Below are 18,929 nucleotides of genomic sequence, written 5' to 3'. Positions count from 1 at the left end.
GTCAGTTCGCTCCAGAGGTGTCGGGGGTGTGCGGCTCGGCCATCGCCACGGCGATCTTCCGGGGACCGGTGAACGGCTCCCGGCCGTGCGCGGCGGTCATGTTGTCCACCACCAGCACGTCGTCGCGCTGGTAGTCGAAGCGGACCGTGGCCGCCCGGTAGGCGGCGCGCAGGTGGTCCATGACGTCGGCGGGGATCTCGCCGCCGTCGCCGTAGTAGGTGTTCGACGGCAGCCCGTCGGCGCCGAACATGGCCAGCAGCCCCTCCTGGTAGTCCTTCGGGAGGGTGCTCACGTGGAAGAAGGTGGCGTGGTTGAACCAGCGCGGGGTGTCCGAGCCGGGCCGGTGGTGCACCGCGTCCCGCACCGCCCGGGTGCGCAGGCCGTCCGCGCCGACCCACTCCACGGTGATTCCGTTGGCCGCCGCGTACGCCTCGACCTCGGACCGGTTCTCGGTGTTGAACACCTCCTGCCAGCGGGTGCCGAAGTCGCCGTGGAAGTTGCGCACCAGCATCCAGCGCCGCCGGACGAACTCCTCGCGTACCGCCGGGTCGATCAGGTCGTGGACCCGCCGGACGTCGGCCAGCGGGGTGGCGCCCCGGGTCTCCGGAGCGGTGATGCAGTAGAAGAACAGGGTCAGCGGCCAGCGCGCCTGGTACGAGTTCTCGTTGTGCAGGAAGATCTCCTCGTCCGGCGGGTAGTCGGTCGAGGTGTACACCCGGCCCTTGATGGAGTGCCGGGGCGAGGAACGCTCCGTGTAGGTCAGCGGCTCGCCGGACAGGGCGCGGACCACCCCGTCGAAGCCGTCCACCCCACCGACGTCGAAGCCGCGGAACAGCAGCCCGCCGTGCTCGACGAGGGTGGCCCGCAGCTCGGCGCGGCGGGCGGCGATCAGGTCGGTCAGGGCCCGGCCGTCGTTCTCGACGACCACCGGCAGCGTGGCGATCGTGTCGCTCATGATGCGGTGTCTCCTTGTTCTCGTGGTCAGGCGCGGGGCAGCCGCGGGATGGCCGGGATCGCCGCCGGCGCGGCCGGTTCGTCGGCGGGCTGGCTGGCCCGCAGCTCCTCGATCCGGGCGGCGAGCCCGGCGACCGTGGGGGTCTCGAAGAGGCTGCGCATGGGCAGCCGGACCCCGGTGGCCTTGCGCATCGCGGCGATCAGCTGCACCGCCACCAGCGAGTTGCCGCCGAGGGCGAAGAAGTCGTCGTCCACGCCGACGTCGGTGACGCCGAGGCCGTCCCGCCAGACCTGGGCGATGGTCCTCTCCAACTCGGTCGAGGGGGCGGCCGCGCCGCCGCCGGTCCCGGCCGCCGCGGTGGCCGGGGCGTCGGTCTCCGCCTCCAGGCTGTCCGTGGTCACCCGGGCCGCGCGCCGCCGGATGTCGGCGACGGTGCGGGTGGCGATGACCACCTGCGCGCCCAGGTGGGCGGTGAGGCTGCGGCGGAACGCCTCGGCCCCGTCGACCGGCCGGATGTCCTCGGTGACGGCCGCCGGCGCGGCGTCGGCGGCGGCCGGGGTGTCGGCGAGGCCGCCGGTCACCGCGCCCTGGTCCACCTTGCGCAGCACGAAGTCGCTGATCGCGACCAGCTCCCGGCCCTCGGTGTCGCGCAGCGACAGGTCGGCCGCCACCACCTCCTCGGTGGCGCTGGGCCGGTGCCGCAGGTGGCTGTGGAAGGTCGCCGGCAACGCCCCGCGCACCACGATCCGGCCGTACGACAGCGGCAGGTAGGTGCCGGAGCCCTGGCCACGGCCGAACGCGGTCGCTACGTCCAGCAGCGCCGGGTGCAGGCCCCAGGAGGGCAGGTCACCCAGCGCGGCGGCGGGCGCCTCGACCCGGGCCAGTTCCTCCCCATCGGCCAGGTGGTGCTCGGCCAGCGCGGCCCAGCGGGGGCCGAAGGTGAGCATGCTGGTGCGGCCCCGGCCGAACGAGGCGTCGTCGTCGACCCGGCGGCCGGTGACGGCGGGCGTGCCGGCCGGCGCGGCGGGTTCGGTGGTCCAGCCGGCGGCGCCCCGCACGTGGGTACGGAGCTGACCGGCGGCCAGGCTCGCCACGGTGAAGTCGGCACCGTCCTCGGTCGGGGTCAGCTCCACCCGGTACTGGGCGACCGTGCCGTCCGGCACCGAGAACGGCTCCAGGAAGACGACGTCCCGCAACTCCACGGCGGCGTCCGGCGCCGGCGCGGGCAGCGCGGCGGTCACCGCGGCCCGCACCGACTCCAGGTGTGCGGTGCCCGGCACCACCGGCACCCCGCCGATCCGGTGCTCGTCGAGCAGCCAGTGGGTGGCGGCGGACACCAGGCCGTGCAGGACGGTGCCGTCCGGGCCGGTCACCCGGGTGGTGAGCACCGGGTGGTCCACCGGGGCGGTGACGGTGTCCCGTCCGGCGGCCCGGAAGGCGGCCGGGGCGTTCGTCTCCACGGCCATGCCGACCTCGGCCCACCCGCCCCAGTTCTGCGAGACCACCGGGGCGCGGAAGCCGGCGCCGGCGCGCGCCCAGGCGTCCAGGAACGCGTTCGCCGCGCAGTAGTCGACCTGGCCGAAGCCGCCGATCACCGCGGTGATCGAGGAGCAGAGCGCCACGAAGTCCAGCGGCAGGTCACCGAAGACCTGGGCCAGGGCGAGGGTGCCGGCGAGCTTCGGGGCGAGCACCCGCTCCGCCTCGGCCCGGTCCTTGATCTCGGCCATGCCGCCGCCGGGCAGGCCCGCGGCGTGCACGATGCCGTCCAGCCCGCCGAACCGCGTCTCGGCGGCCTCGCGGACCCGGCGCAGGTCGTCCGGGTCGGTGACGTCGGCCGCGAGCACCAGCACCTCGGCCCCGGCCGCCTCCATCCGGCGGATCGCCGCGATGGCCCGGCCGGCCCGGTCGGCGCCGCCGTGCACCGCCAGGTGCTCGTCCCACCCGTCCCGCTCGGGCAGGCCGGAGCGGGCCAGCAGCACCAGCTTGGCGCGGGCCCGGCGGGCGAAGTCCTCGGCCAGGGTGACGCCGATGCCGCCGAGACCACCGGTGATCAGGTAGCGGCCGGCCTCACGCAGCACGCCCGGCTCGCCCTCGGCGTCCACGGTGACCTGCTCGTAGCCGGCCACCCAGCGCCGGTCGCGGCGCAGCGCCACCTCCGGGTGCTCCGGGTCGACCGGCCCGCGCAGCTCGGCCGCGAGCACGGCGATCCCGCGCGCGGCGGTGTCCGCGTCGACCAGCCGGACGGTCAGCCCGGGCAGCTCGACCGGGAGCACCCGGGCCAGGCCGGCCAGGGTGGCGTGCTCCGGCCGGACCAGGTCGTCGCCGCGCACGTCGCCGATGCCGGCGGTGACCAGGTCGAGGTGGATCCCCTCCCCGTCGGCGGTCAGCCCGGCGCCGGCGAGGGCCTGCACCAGGTGCAGGGCGCTGAAGAAGCCCCGGTCCTGGGCGGCCCAGGCGGCGGCGATGTCCGTCCCGGCCGGCTCCCCGTCGAGGGCGTACGCGTGCACGATCCGGCGGGGCAGGTCGGCGCCGAGCGCGGCGACCAGGGCCTCGTGGTCCTCGCGGACGCCGGGGCGCAGCCGGAAGCCGCTGCCGGTGGCGGCGAAGGAGTCGCTGCCGCGTACCTCGACCGGGTCGTCACCGGCGGCGCGCAGCGCGGCGACGAGCGCCTCGCCGCGCGGGCCGTCGGCCAGCACGAGGCACCGGCCCAGCGGGACGACGGTCCGCGCCGGGGCGGCCTGCCGCCACACCGGCACCGCGAACCACTCCGGCAGCGGCCGGGGCCCGGTCTCGGCCGGGACCGCCGCCTGCTCCACCGGGTCCGGGTCGACCCAGTAGCGGCGCCGCTCGAAGGGGTACGTGGGCAGCGGCACCCGCCGGGCGTCCGGGTCGACGTCCAGGGTCACCGGCACCCCGGCGCACCACAGGGCCCCGGCGGTGCCGAGCAGGGTGGCCAGGTCGCCGACGGGCTCGCCGGGCCCCGGCAGGCTGCCCAGCGGGGTCAGCTTCCGCTGCGCCTCGGACGCCTTGGCGACCTGCATCCGGGCCAGGTTGGCGAGCTGCCGGCCCGGGCCGCACTCGACCAGCGCCCAGGTGCCTTCGGCCAGCAGCGTGGCCACGCAGGCGCCGAAGCGGACCGGCCGGCGCAGGTGCGCGGCCCAGTACGCGGGGTCGGTGGCCTGCGCCTCGGTGATCCACGTGCCGGTCACGTTGGACAGGAACGGCACCGTCGGCGGGTGCAGCGGCACGGTCGCCATCAGCGCGGTGAACTCGTCGAGGATCGGCTCCATCATCGGCGAGTGGAAGGCGTGCGAGGTGCGCAGCAGCTTGGACTTGTTCCGGCCGCCCAGGCTCGCCGCGAACTCCTCGACCAGCGCGGTCTCGCCGGCCACCACGCAGGTGCCCGGGCCGTTGACGGTGGCCACCGACAGGCCCTCGGGCAGCCGGTCCGCGACGGCCGACTCGTCCAGCGTCACGGCGAGCATCGAGCCGGCCGGCAGCGAGTGCATGAGCCGGCCCCGGGCCGCCACGACCCGCAGCGCGTCGGGGAGGGTGAGCACGCCGGCCACCGTGGCGGCGACGTACTCGCCGATGGAGTGGCCGAGCATCGCGGCCGGTGCGACCCCGGCCCGCTGCCAGGTGGTGGCGAGCGCGTATTCGACGGTGAACAGGGCGGGCTGGGTGTAGCGGGTCTGGGTGAGCTTCTCCCCCGCCTCCGGGTCGCGGCCGAGGATCAGGTCCCGGATGTCCAGGCCCAGCTCGGGACGGAGCAGTTCGGCGCACTCGTCCACGGCGGCCGCGAACGCCGGGTCCTCGGCGTACAGCTCGGCGCCCATGCCGGCGTACTGCGAGCCCTGGCCGCTGAACAGGAAGGCCACCCGCGGGGCGGGGCCGTCGAGGGCGCCCCGGTGCGCCCTGCGCCTGTCGCGCAGGGCGGCCGCCGCGGAGGGCAGGTCGGTGGCGACCACGGCGGCGCGGTGCGCGTACTGCTGGCGGCCGACCCGCAGGGTGTGCGCGACGTCGGCGAGCAGTTCCGGCCCGCCCGCGGTGCCGCTCTCCAGGTGGTCGGCGAGGCGCGCGACCGCGGTGTCCAGCGCGGTCGGGGTCTTCGCCGAGACCTGGAGCAGGTGCGCCGGGCGGACCCGCCGCTCGGTCCGGTACGCGGCCGGGGCCTCCTCGAGCACCACGTGCGCGTTGGTCCCGCCGATGCCGAACGAGCTGACCCCGGCGCGCCGGGGCCCGCCGTCGGTGTCCCACTTGGTCAGCGTGTTCGCCACGTAGAACGGGGTGTCGGCGAAGTCGATGGCCGGGTTCGGGGTCTCGTAGTTGATGGTGGGCGGGATGAGGCCGTGCTCCATGGCCAGCACCGTCTTGATCACGCTGACGATGCCGGAGGGCTGGCTGAGGTGGCCGATGTTGGACTTCACCGAGCCGATGCCGCACCAGCCCCGGTCGTCGGTGTCCTTCGTGTACACCGCGGCGAGGGCGGCGATCTCGATCGGGTCGCCGAGCGCCGTGCCGGTGCCGTGCGCCTCGACGTAGCTGATGGTGCGCGGGTCGATGCCGGCCAGGCCGACCGCCTGGGCGACGGCCTCCATCTGGCCGTCGATGCTGGGGGCGGTGAAGCCGACCTTGCCGGCGCCGTCGTTGTTGATCGCGTTACCCAGCACCACGGCGCGGATGGTGTCGCCGTCGGCGATCGCGTCGGAGAGCCGCTTGAGCAGGGTCACCCCGACGCCGCTGCCCCACACCGTGCCGTTGGCTCCGGCGTCGAACGGGCGGCAGCGGCCGTCCGGGGAGGTGAAGCCGTCCATGCCGAGGTAGCCGACGTGCGGCAGCTCGACGTTGACCCCGCCGGCCAGGGCCATGTCGCACTCGCCGTTGCGCAGCGCCTCGCAGGCCAGGTGGAAGGCCACCAGCGAGGTGGAGCAGGCGGTGTGCACGGTGAGGCTGGGCCCACGCAGGTCGAGCCGGTAGGAGACGTTGGTGGCCACGTAGTTCGGCGAGTTGCCGGTGGCCAGGGAGACCGCGCCGTGCGGGCTGCCGCCGACCCGCCTGTTGCGCAGCACGTTGCGGTGCAGGTAGGTGTTGCCGCCGGTGCCGGCGTAGACGCCCACCGCGCCGTCGTAACGGGCCGGGTCGTAGCCGCCGTCCTGGAGCGCGGTGTAGCAGGTCTCCAGGAAGAGGCGGTGCTGCGGGTCGGTGATCTCGGCCTCGCGGGCGGTCATCCCGAACAGGCCGGCGTCGAACTCGTCGTAGCCGTCGACCAGCGGGGCGCGGTTCACCCAGCCGGGGTCGTCGACCTCCTCGGGGGTGGCGCCGCGGGCGATCTGCTCCTCGCGGGTCAGCTCGGTCACCGACTCGACGCCGTCGACCAGGTTGCGCCAGAACTCGTCGATGTCGCCCGCGCCGGGTAGGCGGGCGGCGAGACCGACGATCGCGATCGGTTCGATGCGGTCGTCGGTGGTGGGAATGTCGTTCTGCATCCGGGGTTTCCTTAGCTCACGCGGTGCGTCGGGGAGGGGTACGGCGTCAGGGCTGGTTCGGTCGTCGGGGTGGGGTACGGCGGGCGCGGCCACGCCGGGCGGCGGCGCGCAGCGCGGCCCGGGCGAGTTCCGGCCGGTCGGCGGCGCCGTCGAGGCTGGCGGCGAGGGCCCGAACGGTCGGGTGGCGGAACAGGTCGAGCATGGTGAGGGAACGGCCGGTGGCCTCGGTGAGCCGGGCGTGCACCGCGGCGAGGGCCATCGAGTGGCCGCCGATGTCGAAGAAGTTGTCGGCGACGCCGACCCGGTCCCGGCCGAGCACGTCCCGCCAGATGCCGGCGATCAGCTCCTCGGTGGCGGTGAGCGCGTCCGGGCCGGTGGGCAGCGGCGCCCGGGCCGGCTCGGCGGCGGCCACGGTCATCGCGCCGAGCGCCGCCACCCGTACGGCCGGGCGGGGCAGCTCGGTGGCGACCTGGTCGGCGGGCGCGTCCGGGTCGGCCGCCAGGGCGCCGACCAGGGCGGCCAGGTCGGCCAGGAGCGCCTCGATCCGGTCGGCCTCGAACAGGTCCGGGTTGTGCACCACCTCGACGCCGGCCCGGCCGTCGCGTTCCACCACGTAGACGGTGATGTCGAACGGTGAGCCGGGCTTCGGCACCGGCACCGGCTCGACCGACAGGCCGGTCAGCGCGAGCCGGGGCGGCACGAAGTTGAGCACGTTGAACAGCACCTGGACGAGCGGGGCGCGGGAGGTGTCCCGGCCGACGCCGAGCGCCTCGACGATCCGCTCCAGCGGGGCGCCGGGATGCTCGGTGACCGCGTGCAGCTCGGCGGCGCACCTGTCGACAAGCCCCGCGAAGGTCGCCCCGCCGGTGCGGACCCGCACCGGCACGGTGTCGATGAAGAAGCCGATGACGTCGTCGAAGGCGGCCAGCCGCCGGTCGGCGACGATCGCGCCGAGCACGTGGTCGTCGCCGCCGGTGAGCCGGCGCAGCAGCTCGCCGAAACCGGCCAGCAGCACGGCCGCCACGGTGGTGCCGCGCCGGGCGGCCAGGTCCCGCACCGCCCGGTCGGCCGCCTCGGTGAGCCGCACCGCGGCCTCGACGCCGGCGTAGGTCTGCACCGCCGGGCGGGGCCGGTCGCGGGGCAGGTCCAGCACGGTCGGGGCACCGGCCAGGTGGTCGGTCCACCAGGCCAGGTCGGCCGCCCCCCGGCGGCGGTCGCGCTCCGCCCGCCAGACCGCGTAGTCGGCGTACGTGGCGGGCAGCGGCGGCCGGGCCGGCGGGTCGCCGGCGACCGCCCGGGCGTACGCGCCGGCCAGCTCGTCGTAGAGCAGCGCCTCGGACCAGCCGTCGAAGACCGCGTGGTGCACGGTGACGGCGAGCACGTGGGTGTCGGCGGCCAGCCGGTAGACGGTCACCTGCCAGGGCGGCCCGGTGGCCAGGTCGAACGAGTGCCCGGCGCCGGCCGCGAGCATGCCGGCCAGCTCCGCCTCGGCGTCGGCGGCGCCGGTCAGGTCGACCACCGGCACGGCCACGTCGGTCGGCTCCTCGCGGACCGCGTACGGCACCCCGCCGGTCTGCGGGATCCGCCAGCGCAGCACGTCGTGCCGCTCGGCCACGGCGCGCAGCGCGGCGCCGAGCGCGGCGGTGTCCAGCGGCCCGCGCAGCCGGTGCGCCACGGCGATGTTGTAGGGCGCGCTGGACGGGGCGAGCTGGTCCATGAACCAGAGCCGCCGCTGCGGCGGGGAGAGGGTGGGCGGGTTGCCGGTGGTCAGCTCGTCGCCGTCGGCGGGCGCGGCGGCCCGCACCCGGTCGACAAGCGCGCCGAAGGTGCGGTCGGTGAACAGCACCCGGGTGTCGACCCGCCGGCCCAGCTCGGCGCGGAGCGCGGCGACCAGTCGCATGGCGGCGATGGAGTTGCCGCCGGCGGCCAGGAAGTCGCTGTCCGGGCCGGGGTTCGCGCCGAGCAGCCGGATCCAGAGCCGCCGGACGGCCGCCTCCACCGGGTCGCCGCCGGCGATCTCCGCCGCCTCCCGGGGCGCGGCGACCGCCAGCGCGCGCAGCGCGGGCCGGTCCAGCTTGCCGCTGGTCGGGCTGACCGGCAGCGCGGCCAGCCGCACCGTCCGGGCCGGCAGCATGGCGGTGGTCAGCCGGGGCCCGGCGTACGCCCGCAGCGCCTCGTCGCCGGGCGCGTCGGCGGGGGTGAGGAAGGCGACCAGCTCGGTGCCGGCCGGGCCGGGCACGGCCTCCACGGCCACCCCGTCGACGTCGGGGTGGCCGGCCAGCACGGCCTCGACCTCGCCCAGCTCGATCCGCTGGCCGCGCACCTTGACCTGCCGGTCGGCCCGGCCGAGGTAGACGATCCGGCCGTCCGGCGCCTGCCGGACCAGGTCGCCGGTGCGGTAGAGCCGCTCCCCCGGCCGGTCGCCGAACGGGTCGGGCACGAACCGCTCGGCGGTCAGCCCGGGCCGGTCGAGGTAGCCGTCGGCCAGGCCGGGACCGCCGATCAGCAGCTCGCCGGTCTCCCCCGGCGGCACCGGGCGCAGGCCGGCGTCCACCACGTACGCCCGGTGGTTGGGCAGGGGCAGGCCGATCGGCACCGGGTCGGTGTCGGCGGCCGTGAGGTCACCACTGACCGCCAGCACGGTGGTCTCGGTGGGGCCGTAGCCGTTGAGGAAGCGCCGGCCGGGGGCCCAGCGGGCGACCAGCTCGGCCGGGACCGCCTCGCCGCCGCAGAGCAGCACCCGCCACGACGGCAGCTCCGCCGGGTCGAGCAGGGCGAGCACGGTCGGGGTGATGAAGCCCCAGGTCACCTCGTGCGCGGCGACGAACCGGGCGAGCCGGACGGGGTCGGCCCGGTCGTCGGTGCCGAGCAGCTGCACCGCGCCGCCGAGCAGCAGCGGCACGAACAGGTCCATGGTGGCCGCGTCGAAGCCGAGCGAGGCGATGCCGAGGCTGCGCACCGAGGCGTCGGCGCCGGTCAGCGCGGCGACCCCGGTGACGAACTCGACGGCGTTGCGGTGGCTGGTGAGCACCCCCTTGGGCCGGCCGGTGGAGCCGGAGGTGAACAGCACGTACGCCGGGTCGCCGGGGCGCGCCGGGCAGGGCGCGAGGGGGGCCGGGCCGGGCAGGCCGACCGCCTCCACACCGGGCTCGCCGCCGAACTCGGCCGCCGCGGTGTCGCCGACGACCACCCGGACCCCGGCGTCCCGGGCGATCTCGCGCAGCCGCTCGCGGGGGCCGCCCGGCTCCAGCGGCACGTACGCGGCGCCGGCCAGCAGCACGCCGACCACGGTGACCACCAGGTCGGGGGTACGCGCGCCGCAGACGCCGACCCGGTCGCCGCGGCCGACGCCGCGCTCGCGCAGGGCGGCGGCCACCCCGGCGGCCCGGTCGACGAGCTGCCGGTAGGTCAGCCGGGTGTCCCACTGGCGCACCGCCACGGCGTCGGGGGTGCGGGCGGCCTGCGCGGTGATCAGGTCGGCCAGGGTGGCGTCCGGCCAGGGCAGGTCCGCCCCGTACGCGGCGCTGGCGGTCAGGATGTCGGTCACCCGTGGTCTCCCCGGTGCTCGGCTGGGTCGGTGATCTGGAGGCGGAGTTCGTTGACGTAGCCGCGACCCTGCGCGTCGGTGATCCACGACTCGGCCGGGCCGGGCAGCAGCTCGGTGACCACGACGGCCACGTCGGGGCCGGTGCGGGCGGCGGCGTCGACCATGGCGCACAGCGAGTGGGCGTGCAGCGGGCCGGTCAGGTCGACGTAGCAGGGTTTGACCTCGGTGCCGACCTTCACGAAGACCCGCTCCGGCAGGCCGAGCCGCTGCCGCAGGCGCCGGACCGCGAGGTAGCGCCCGGCCTCGCCGCTCGCCCCGGCCAGGCCGGACTCCCCGACCGTGGTGCGCCAGGTGCGCCGGGCCACCACCAGCCGGTCGATGGTGATTCGGGGCATGTGCGGGGCCGGGTCGAGCAGCTTGAAGCTGTCCAGCAGCAGCGCCGAGAACAGGTTGCCGAACACCTCGGTGAGCGGCCACCGCCGCCCGTCGGGGAAGACCGCGTCGAACTCGGCGCCGGCGCGTTCGATCCGCACGTCGCTGGCCGGGACGAGCCGGTCCAGGTCGGCGCCCCGGGCCGTGTCGATGCCGATCTGCCGGTCCTGCGGGCCGGTCAGCTCGTAGGTGGTCCGGGTGGTCAGGCGCGGATAGTTGGCCGGGTAGACCACGCGCAGCCGGACCGGCCCCAGGTCGGCGTCGAACCCGGCGCGCAGCACCGCCGGGTCCGGGTGGAACGGCGTGAGCACGGCGCTGTCGAAGGTGGTCAGGCTCGGGTGCAGCTCGCCGAGGACCAGCAGGAACTCGCCCCGGTTGAGCGCGTCGAGGTCGGCGGCGGCGATCTGCACGTCGGGGCTGTGGATCCGGGCGGACGGCCAGCCGGGGCCGTCGGCGGCGAACAGCTCGGCGGCCCGGGCGGCCAGGTCGGCGCTGCGCAGGGTCAGCTCCGCCTGCCCGGGCGGCAGGTCGGCCAGCCCGCACAGCTCCCGCCAGCGGGCGGTCAGCCCGGCGGCGGCGCGCTGGAGCGGGCCGTCGGGGGCGAGCAGCAGCCCCTGGGCGGGCGCCCACACGTCGGCGAGCCGCACCGGGCCGTCCGCGGCCAGTTCGGCGTACAGGTCGGCGACGGCCGCCGTGCAGGCCGCGCCCACCTCGGCGGTAAGCCATCGGGCCGCGGTCAGCACCACGGCGAGCGGCTCGGCCAGCGCCTCGCGCACCGCCGCGCCCACCCGCACGTCCAGGTCCCGTTCCGTCTCCTCGTAGACCAGGGTGCGGCCGGCGTACATCTGGCCGGCGTGCCGGGTCGCGGCGGCCCCGGTGACCGCGGTGAACTCGTCGTTCAGCGCGGCCAGCGCGGCGCCCAGCCGGTCCGGGTCGCCGGCGGCTGCGGCCACCGCGTCCCGGGCCGCGCGGAGCCGGTCGAGGCCGGCCTCGGCCGCCGCCCGGGCGGTCGGGTCGCCGACGGCGGCGATCCGCCCGGCCAGCACCCGTTCCGCGGCCGGGCTGGTGGGCAGGGCGGCGTCCCAGGCGAGCAGCCCGCGCTCGACCAGCCGGTCGAGCAGCAGGTAGCCGTCGTCGGTGGTGCGCAGGTCGCCGGCTTCCCGGAACCGCTCGACCAGCTCGGCCGCCGGGGTCCGGCCGTCGGCGGCGGCGAGCAGCCGGGCCTCCACCGGAGGCAGCTCGGCCGGCGGGTGCAGCGGCCGGTGCAGCCGGTTGCCGACCACGGTCAGGTGCGGCGGCCGGGTCGGCGGCCACCAGCGGCGCACCGCCAGGTCGGCGCCGAGCCGGTCGGCGTACGCGGCCAGCGCCCACGCCTCGAAGTGGACGCGGCGGCGGCGGACCAGGCCCGGTCCGGGGGTCACCCGCGACGTGGCCGTCTCCGGTTCGAGGGTGCCCCAGGCGACCGGCCCGAAGAACCCGATGGTCTCGGCCTTGCCGCAGTAGCGCTGCCAGTAGCGCAGCAGCGTCATCTCACGCTTGCGGCGCCGGCTGTTGCGGGTCGCCGGGTCGGTGCGCAGCAGCCCGTCGAGGGCGACGAGCATGTCCGGGTTCTGCCAGGTGACCGCCTCGCGGAGCAACGGGTCGGCGGCGAGGTCGAGGGCCGCCGCGGAGCCCTCCGCGGCCGCCTCGTCCAGCGCCTTCTCGAAGACCTCCCGCGGGCCCTCCCCGGCGAGCAGGGCGTCGGCCGCGGCGGCGGCCTCCGGGGCCGCGAAGCGGTCCAGCCCGGCGGCCGGGAAGCCGGCCGTCCGCACCACGGTGTCCCGCCAGACCGACCAGCCGGTCTCCCCCAGCGGCAGCAGGTGGGTCATCGGGTCTCCGTCCCCTGGGTGTCCACGATGTGCAGGCGCAGCTCGCTGAAGTAGCGGCGGCCGGCGCCGTCGGGCACCCAGGCCTGGTCCGTGTTCGGGAGCATCTCGCTGACCGTGAGCGAGACGTCGTCGCCACCGTCGACCCGGGCGGCCCGGACCATGGCGCAGAACATGTTGGCGAAGCCCGGGCTGGACAGGTCCACGAAGCACGGCTTGGTCTCCGTGCCGAGCTTGACGTAGACCTGCTCGGGCAGGCCGAGCCGGCGCCGCCAGTCCCGTACGGCCAGGAAGCGCTGCCGCTCGCCGGTGGCCGCCGCCAGCCCGCTCTCCCCCACCGTGGTCCGCCAGGTCTGCCGGGCCACCACCAGCCGATCGAGGGTGATCCGGGGCGTGTACGGCGCGGCGGCCACCAGCTTGAAGCCGTCCACGGCGTGCGCGCTGAGCAGCTCGGCGAAGACCTCGGTGAGCGGCCACCGCTGCCCGTCCGAGGCGGTGGCCACGAGCCGGCCGTCGACCTCGCCCACGGTGAGGTCCACGGTGGGCAGCACCCGGCCCGGCTCCCCGCCCGGCGCGTCCTGGAAGGCCAGGTGCCGGTCGGTCGGCCCGGTCAGCGACTCGGAGGTGCGGCTGGTCCGGCGCGGCCACTCGGTGGGGAAGAGCAGCCGGATCCGCCGCTCGCCCAGATCCTCGGCCAGCGCGGCGCGCAGCCGCTCCACCTCCGGGTGCGACGGGGTGAAGACCGCGCAGTCGAACGACGACCAGGCGGCGTGCAGCTCGCCGAGCACCACCGTGTACTCGCCCCGGGCCAGCGCCGCCGCGTCGGTGGCGCAGATCTGCAGGTCGGGGCTGTGCATCACGGCGTTCGACCAGGTCGGCCGGGCGCCCGGGAAGACCGCGTCGACCCGGTCGGCCAGATCGGCCACCCGCAGCCGCACGTCGGTGGTGCCGGGCGGCAGCGCGTCCAGCCCGAACAGCCCGGCCCAGCGGGCGGCGAAGTCGGCCGCGACCCCGTCGACCGGCCGCTCGCCCCCGCCCCAGAACAGGCCCTGGGCCAGGAACCACAGGTCCGCCAGGGCGACCGGACCGCCGCCGGCCTCGGCGCGCAGCTCGTCGTGGAGCCCGCGGAACACCTCGTCGTACGCGTCGGCCAGGGCGTTCGCCATCCACCGGGCGGCGCGCAGCAGCACGTCCAGCGGGGCGGCCAGCTCGGCGAGCAGCGGCGCGCCGAAGACCACGTCCAGGTCGCGGGCGGTGTCCTCGTAGCAGATGGTGCGGCCGGCGTACATCTGCCCGGCCCGGCGGACGGCCGGGCGGCCGGTCAGCTCGGTGAACGTGGCGTCGAGGGTGTCCAGCGCGGCGCGCAGCCGCACCGGGTCGCCGGCCGCCTCGGCCACCGCGTCGCGGGCGGCGCGGAGCCGGTCGAAGCCGGCCCGCGCGGCGCTCCGGGCGGCCTCGTCGCCGATCGCCGCGATGCGGTCGCCCAGCACCCGCTCGGCGTCGGGGCTGACCGGCAGGGCCGCGTCCCAGCTGATCAGCTCCCGCTCCACCAGCCGGTCGAGCAGGGCGTAGCCGTCCTCGGGGCGGCGCAGGCCGATGGCCGGGTCGGCCACCAGGTCGGCGGCGGGGCGGTGGCCGTCGGCGGCGGCGAGCAGGGCCGCCTCCACCGGGGTCAGCGCCAGCGGGGGCCGGCCGGGGCGCAGCACGGTCCGGTCCCGGACCGCGAGGTGCGGGCGCAGCACCGGCGGCCACCACCGGCGGACGGCCAGGTCCGCGCCGATCCGCTCGGCGTACGCGGCGAGGGCCCAGGACTCGAACCAGACCCAACGGCGGCGGGTCAGCCCGGCGCCGGGGCGGATCCGGGCGGTCTCCGGCAGGTCGGGGTCGACGGTCACCCAGCAGCTCGGGCCGAAGAAGCCGACCGTCTCGTTCTTACCGCCGTAGCGCTGCCAGTACTTGAGCAGCGCCCGCTCCCGGTCCCGCCGCCGCACGTTGCGGGCCGCGTCGGCGCCGCCGCGGGCCAGCCCGTCGAGCGCGACCAGGGCGCCGCGGTTCTGCCAGGTGACCGCCTCGCGCAGGAGCGGGTCGCCGGCCAGCTCGCTGATCCGCTGCGCGCCGGCGCGGACCGCCTCGTCGAACTCCTTGTCGTACCGATCCTCGCCGGTGCCGGTGGCCAGCAGCTCGTCGGCCGCCGCGGCGGCCCGGGGCGCGGCGAGCAGGTCCAGGCCGTCGGCCGGGAAGCCGGTGGTGCGCAGGATGGCGTCGCGCCACACCGACCAGGCGGTGCCGCCGAGCGGAACCCGGTGCACACCGCCGGCGGTCCCGCGGCCGGCGGTGTGCACCCGGTCCGTACCCGCGGCCGGCCCGCCGGCGCGGGTGGTCCCGGCGTCGAGCGCCGCGGCCAGGTCGGCGCGGATCAGCGCGAGCAGCTCGGGGAGCCGATCGTGCAGGAAGAAGTGGCCGCCGGCCAGCTCGTGCAGGGTGAACCCGGCCGCGGTGTGCGCGGCCCAGGCGGCGTGCTGCTCGCGGGTGACGGCCCGGTCGTCCCGGCCGCTGAACGCGACGATCGGCAGCGGCAGCGGCTCGCCGGGCACGTACCGGTAGTCGTCCACCCGGCCGAAGTCGGCCCGCAGCAGCGGCAGCAGCAGCTCCACCAGCTCCGGGTGGTCGAAGAACCCGACCGGGAGCCCGCCGCCGTCGGCGAGCCGGCGCAGCAGCTCGTCGTCGTCGGCGCGGGACAGCCCGTCGAAGGGGCCGGGCGCGGTGACGTGCGGGGCGCGGGCGCCGCCGACGTAGAGCCGCAGCGGCAGGGGCCGGCCGGTGCGGCGCAGCTCCCGGACCACCTCGAAGCCGAGCCGGCCGCCCATCGAGTGGCCGTAGAGGGCGTACGGGCGGTCGGCCCGGGCCGCGACGGCGTCGGCCACCTCGGCGACGTCGAAACGCGGATCCTCGTTGATCCGGTTCTCCCGGCCGGGCAGTTGCACCGGCAGCACCTCGACGTCCGGGCCGATCTCCTCCTGCCAGCGCCGGAACGCGCTCGCGCCGGCACCGGCGTAGGGCAGGCAGAACAACCGCACCGGCGCCTGGGGTCGGCTTCCGGCGGAGACGAACCAGTTCACCGCGGACCTTTCTGGACGGGGTCGATCCAGTACCGGCGGCGCTGGAACGGATAGGTGGGCAGGCCGGTGCGCCGGACCGTGCCCTCGGGGTGCAGGGCGTCCCAGTCGACGTCCCGCCCGGCGACCCAGTCGGCCGCCAGGTCGCGCAGCGGGCCACCCTCGCCCGCGATGCGGTCGCCGGTGTCCAGCAGCGTGTCCAGGCCGGCCAGCGCGCCGGCCAGGTCGGCGGCGACGACCGCGGCCCGGTGGGCGAAGGCCCGCCGGCCGAGCGCCAGGGTGGCGGCCACCTCGGGCAACGCCGGGGCGTCGCCTCCCAGGTGGGCCCGCAGCCGGGCCAGCGCGGCCCGCAACGCCGCCGGGGTGCGTGCCGACACCGGCAGCAGCCACGGCCCGTCGCCGGGCGGGTCGGCCGGGTCGGCCGGCGGCGGCTGCTCCACCACGACGTGCGCGTTGGTGCCGCCGAGGCCGAAGGCGCTGACCCCGGCCACCCGGCGCGGCCCCTCGGGCCAGTCGCGGGCCTTCGTGGGCACGTAGAACGGGCCGGCGGCCAGGTCGATCTCCGGGTGCGGGCGGGTGAAGTGCAGGTTCGGCGGGATCACGCCGTGCCGCACGGCGAGCACCGCCTTGATCAGCCCGGCGATCCCGGCGGCCGCGTCGAGGTGGCCGATGTTGGTCTTCACCGACCCGAGCGCGCAGCTCTCGGCGGGTGCGGCCCCGGCGTACACCTCGTGCAGCGCGGCGACCTCAATGGCGTCGCCGAGCGGCGTGCCGCTGCCGTGCCCCTCGACGAGGCCGACCTCCCCGGGGGCGACCTCGGCGGTGGCCAGCGCGTTGGCCACCGCGGCGGCCTGCCCGGCCGGGCCGGGCACGGCGAAGCCGGCGCGGTCCGCCCCGTCGTTGGTGACCGCCCAGCCGGGCAGGACGGCGTAGATCCGGTCGCCGTCGGCCTGCGCGTCGGCCAGCCGGCGCAGCGCGACCACCCCGGCGCCGGAGCCGAAGCCGGAGCCGTTGGCGCCCTCGTCGAAGGCGCGGCACCGGCCGTCCGGCGAGGCCAGCCCACCGGGGACGTGCCGGTGCCGGGGCCAGGTGACGGTCACCCCGCCGGCCAGCGCGAGGTCGCACTGGTAGTCGGCGAGGCTCTGCGCGGCCAGGCAGACCGCGACCAGCGAGCTGGAGCAGGCGCTCTGCACGGCCAGGGCGGGCCCGGTGAGCCCGAGCCGGTAGGCCACCTGCCCGGGCAGGTGGTCGGTGAACTGCCGGCCGATCAGCCGGGCCTCCCAGTCGTCCGGGTCGACGTCGCCGACCACGGCCGGGTTGTCCATGAGGTGGAACAGGAAGTACCGGTTGGCGGACGTGGCCGAGTAGACCCCGACCAGGCCGGGGAAACGCTCCGGGTCGTGCCCGGCGTCCTCCAGGGCCTCCCACGCGGTCTCCAGGAAGAGCCGGTGCTGCGGGTCGGTCCGGGCCGCCTCGTCGGCGGCGAAGGAGAAGAACTCCGCGTCGAAGTCGGTGACCCCGTCGAGCCGGCCGACGGCCCGCACGTGCCGCGGGTCGGCGCGCAGCCCCGGCCCGACGCCGAGGGCGGCCAGCTCCTCGTCGGTGTGCTCGTGGATCGAGTCGACGCCGGTGCAGAGGTTCCACCAGAAGGTGGCCACGTCCGGCGCGCCGGGGAAGCGGCCGGCGAGGCCGACCACCGCGATCTCGTCGCCCGTGTACTCCCGGGCCGCGGCGGCCGGGGCGGCGGGCGCGGGCAGCACCGGGGCGCGGACCGCCTCGGGCGGGGCGTCGAGCAGCGCCGCCTGGGCGGCCACCGTCGGGTGGTCGAAGAGGCGCAGCAGGGGCAGGCGTACGCCGAACACGTCGGCGAGCCGCTGCTGCACCTGGCCCAGCAGCAGGGACTGCCCGCCGACGTCGAAGAAGCTGTCGGTGCGGCCGACCGCCGGACGGCCGAGCACGGCGCACCAGATGTCGTGCACGGCCCGCTCGGTGTCGGTGGCGGGCGCGGCGCCGGCCGGCACCTCGGCCGGCGGGTCGGGCAGCGCCCGCTCGTCGACCTTGCCGGTGACGGTGAGCGGGAACTCGTCGAGCAGCACGACCGCGCGGGGCAGCGCGTAGCCGGGCAGCGCGGCGGCGAGCGCGGCGCGCAGCGCGGCCGGGTCGGGGCGGTCGCCGGCCGGGCGGGCGTACGCCAGCAGTTCGCCGTCGCGGGCGATGGCGCGCACGCCGGCCACGCCGGGCTGGGCGGCCAGCACGGCCTCGATCTCGGTCAGCTCGACCCGGTGGCCGCGCACCTTGACCTGCCGGTCGAGCCGGCCGAGGCAGACCAGCTCGCCGCCGGGCAGCCGCCGGCCGAGGTCGCCGGTGCGGTACGACCGCGTTCCGCCGGCGTCCACCGTGAACCGGTCGCTGTCCTGGTTGAGGTAGCCGGGCGCGAGGTGCCGGCTGCGGACCACCAGCTCGCCGGTGTCCGGGGCGAGGTCGACCTGGTAGCCGGGGAACGCGGTGCCGATCGGCAACGGGCCGGTGGCGGCCGGATCCACGGTGGACAGCGGCAGCACGTGCCGGGCCACGAAGGTCATCTCGGTGGCGCCGTAGCCGTTGACCAGCCGGCAGTCCGGTGCGAACCGGTCCCGGCCGCGGAGGGCGTCCGCGTAGGTGGCCTGCTCGCCGCCGAGCAGCACCACCCGGACCGCGTCGAGGCGCCGGTCGCCGAGGGCGTCCAGCAGGTAGCGGTAGACGGTGGGCGTGCAGTGCAGCACGGTGGCCCGGTGCCGGTCGAGCTGGGTGACGGCATGGGCGAGCCCCTGCCGGCGCAGGTCGACCGGGACCACCGCGGCGCCGGTGAGCAGCGCCGGGTAGAGGTCGGGGATGGCGGCGTCGAAGCTGAACGAGGCGAGCAGGCTGAGCCGGTCGCTCGGGCCGATCGCCAGCGCGGCGATCTGGTTGTCGACGACGTGCGCGAGGTTGCGGTGCGTCTGCCCGACGGCCTTCGGCACGCCGGTGGACCCCGAGGTGAACAGCACGTACGCCAGCGCGTCCGGGTCGACCGGCACGGGCCGCAGCGGGGCCGGCGACACCCGGTCCAGCGGCACGACGGTCCGCCCGTCGGCGAGGTCCCGGGCCAGCTCGCGGTGCTCGGCGGCGCAGGCGAGGGCGGTGACCCCGGCGGCGGCGAGCATGTGGCGCAGCCGGTCGACCGGGAAGCCCGGGTCCAGCGGCACGTACGTGCATCCCGCGGCGAGAGCGCCGAGCAGCGCCGCGACGGTCGGAGCGCCGTGCGCGGTGAGCAGGGCGACGCGGTCACCGGGTCGGACGCCGGCGGCGACGAGCGCGGCCGCGTGCCCCCCGGCCAACCCGGCCAACCCGGCGTACGCGACCTCGTGGGTCTCACCGAGCAGGGCCGGACGTTCACCGTGACGCGCCGCGACCTCGCCGAAACGATTGATGATCATCGGCTGTGCCATGTCAGCGGGCTGATGTTTCCCCATTGACGGCAGGCGCGCAGCGTTCAGTGAATGTGATCAT

The 18,929-nt window shown here is 76.8% G+C and carries 6 protein-coding genes; all 6 read right to left on the bottom strand.

Features of this window, described 5'->3' with window-relative positions:
- Nucleotide 1 precedes the first annotated feature (1 nt).
- Genes ACZ6PY_RS29510 through ACZ6PY_RS29485 form a run of 6 tightly spaced genes read right to left on the bottom strand, consistent with a single transcriptional unit; the run spans nt 2 to nt 18,868 of the window.
- The gene (locus ACZ6PY_RS29510; protein ID WP_466078274.1) at nt 2–955 is read right to left on the bottom strand and encodes a TauD/TfdA family dioxygenase; all 954 of its coding nucleotides are present in this window, start codon (nt 953–955) and stop codon (nt 2–4) included.
- Nucleotides 956–981: 26 nt separating this feature from the next.
- Nucleotides 982–6,441 (bottom strand): type I polyketide synthase, encoded by a 5,460-nt coding sequence (locus ACZ6PY_RS29505; protein ID WP_466078271.1) that lies wholly within the window; start codon nt 6,439–6,441, stop codon nt 982–984.
- Between the two features lie 46 nt (nt 6,442–6,487).
- Entirely contained in the window at nt 6,488–9,988 is a 3,501-nt protein-coding gene (locus tag ACZ6PY_RS29500; protein ID WP_466078268.1) for an amino acid adenylation domain-containing protein, read from the bottom strand.
- Nucleotides 9,985–12,288: a lantibiotic dehydratase gene (locus ACZ6PY_RS29495; RefSeq protein WP_466078265.1), complete on the bottom strand. Its 2,304-nt coding sequence runs from the start codon at nt 12,286–12,288 to the stop codon at nt 9,985–9,987. Before ACZ6PY_RS29495 ends, ACZ6PY_RS29500 begins: the two co-directional genes overlap by 4 nt.
- The gene (locus ACZ6PY_RS29490; RefSeq protein ID WP_466078262.1) at nt 12,285–15,404 is read right to left on the bottom strand and encodes a thioesterase domain-containing protein; all 3,120 of its coding nucleotides are present in this window, start codon (nt 15,402–15,404) and stop codon (nt 12,285–12,287) included. Before ACZ6PY_RS29490 ends, ACZ6PY_RS29495 begins: the two co-directional genes overlap by 4 nt.
- Nucleotides 15,401–18,868: a non-ribosomal peptide synthetase gene (locus ACZ6PY_RS29485; protein ID WP_466078259.1), complete on the bottom strand. Its 3,468-nt coding sequence runs from the start codon at nt 18,866–18,868 to the stop codon at nt 15,401–15,403. The genes ACZ6PY_RS29490 and ACZ6PY_RS29485 overlap by 4 nt, the downstream gene beginning before the upstream one ends.
- Nucleotides 18,869–18,929 lie beyond the last annotated feature (61 nt).

This window comes from Micromonospora sp. NPDC048907 (genome assembly GCF_055586885.1).
This window is presented reverse-complemented; position numbering and strand designations above follow the sequence as displayed.

Bases quoted from the DNA above. Each gene is read 5' to 3' on its own strand.
- ACZ6PY_RS29510 (WP_466078274.1), bottom strand. From the start codon at position 955: ATGAGCGACACGATCGCCACGCTGCCGGTGGTCGTCGAGAACGACGGC.
- ACZ6PY_RS29505 (WP_466078271.1), bottom strand. From the start codon at position 6,441: ATGCAGAACGACATTCCCACCACCGACGACCGCATCGAACCGATCGCG.
- ACZ6PY_RS29495 (WP_466078265.1), bottom strand. From the start codon at position 12,288: ATGACCCACCTGCTGCCGCTGGGGGAGACCGGCTGGTCGGTCTGGCGG.
- ACZ6PY_RS29485 (WP_466078259.1), bottom strand. From the start codon at position 18,868: ATGGCACAGCCGATGATCATCAATCGTTTCGGCGAGGTCGCGGCGCGT.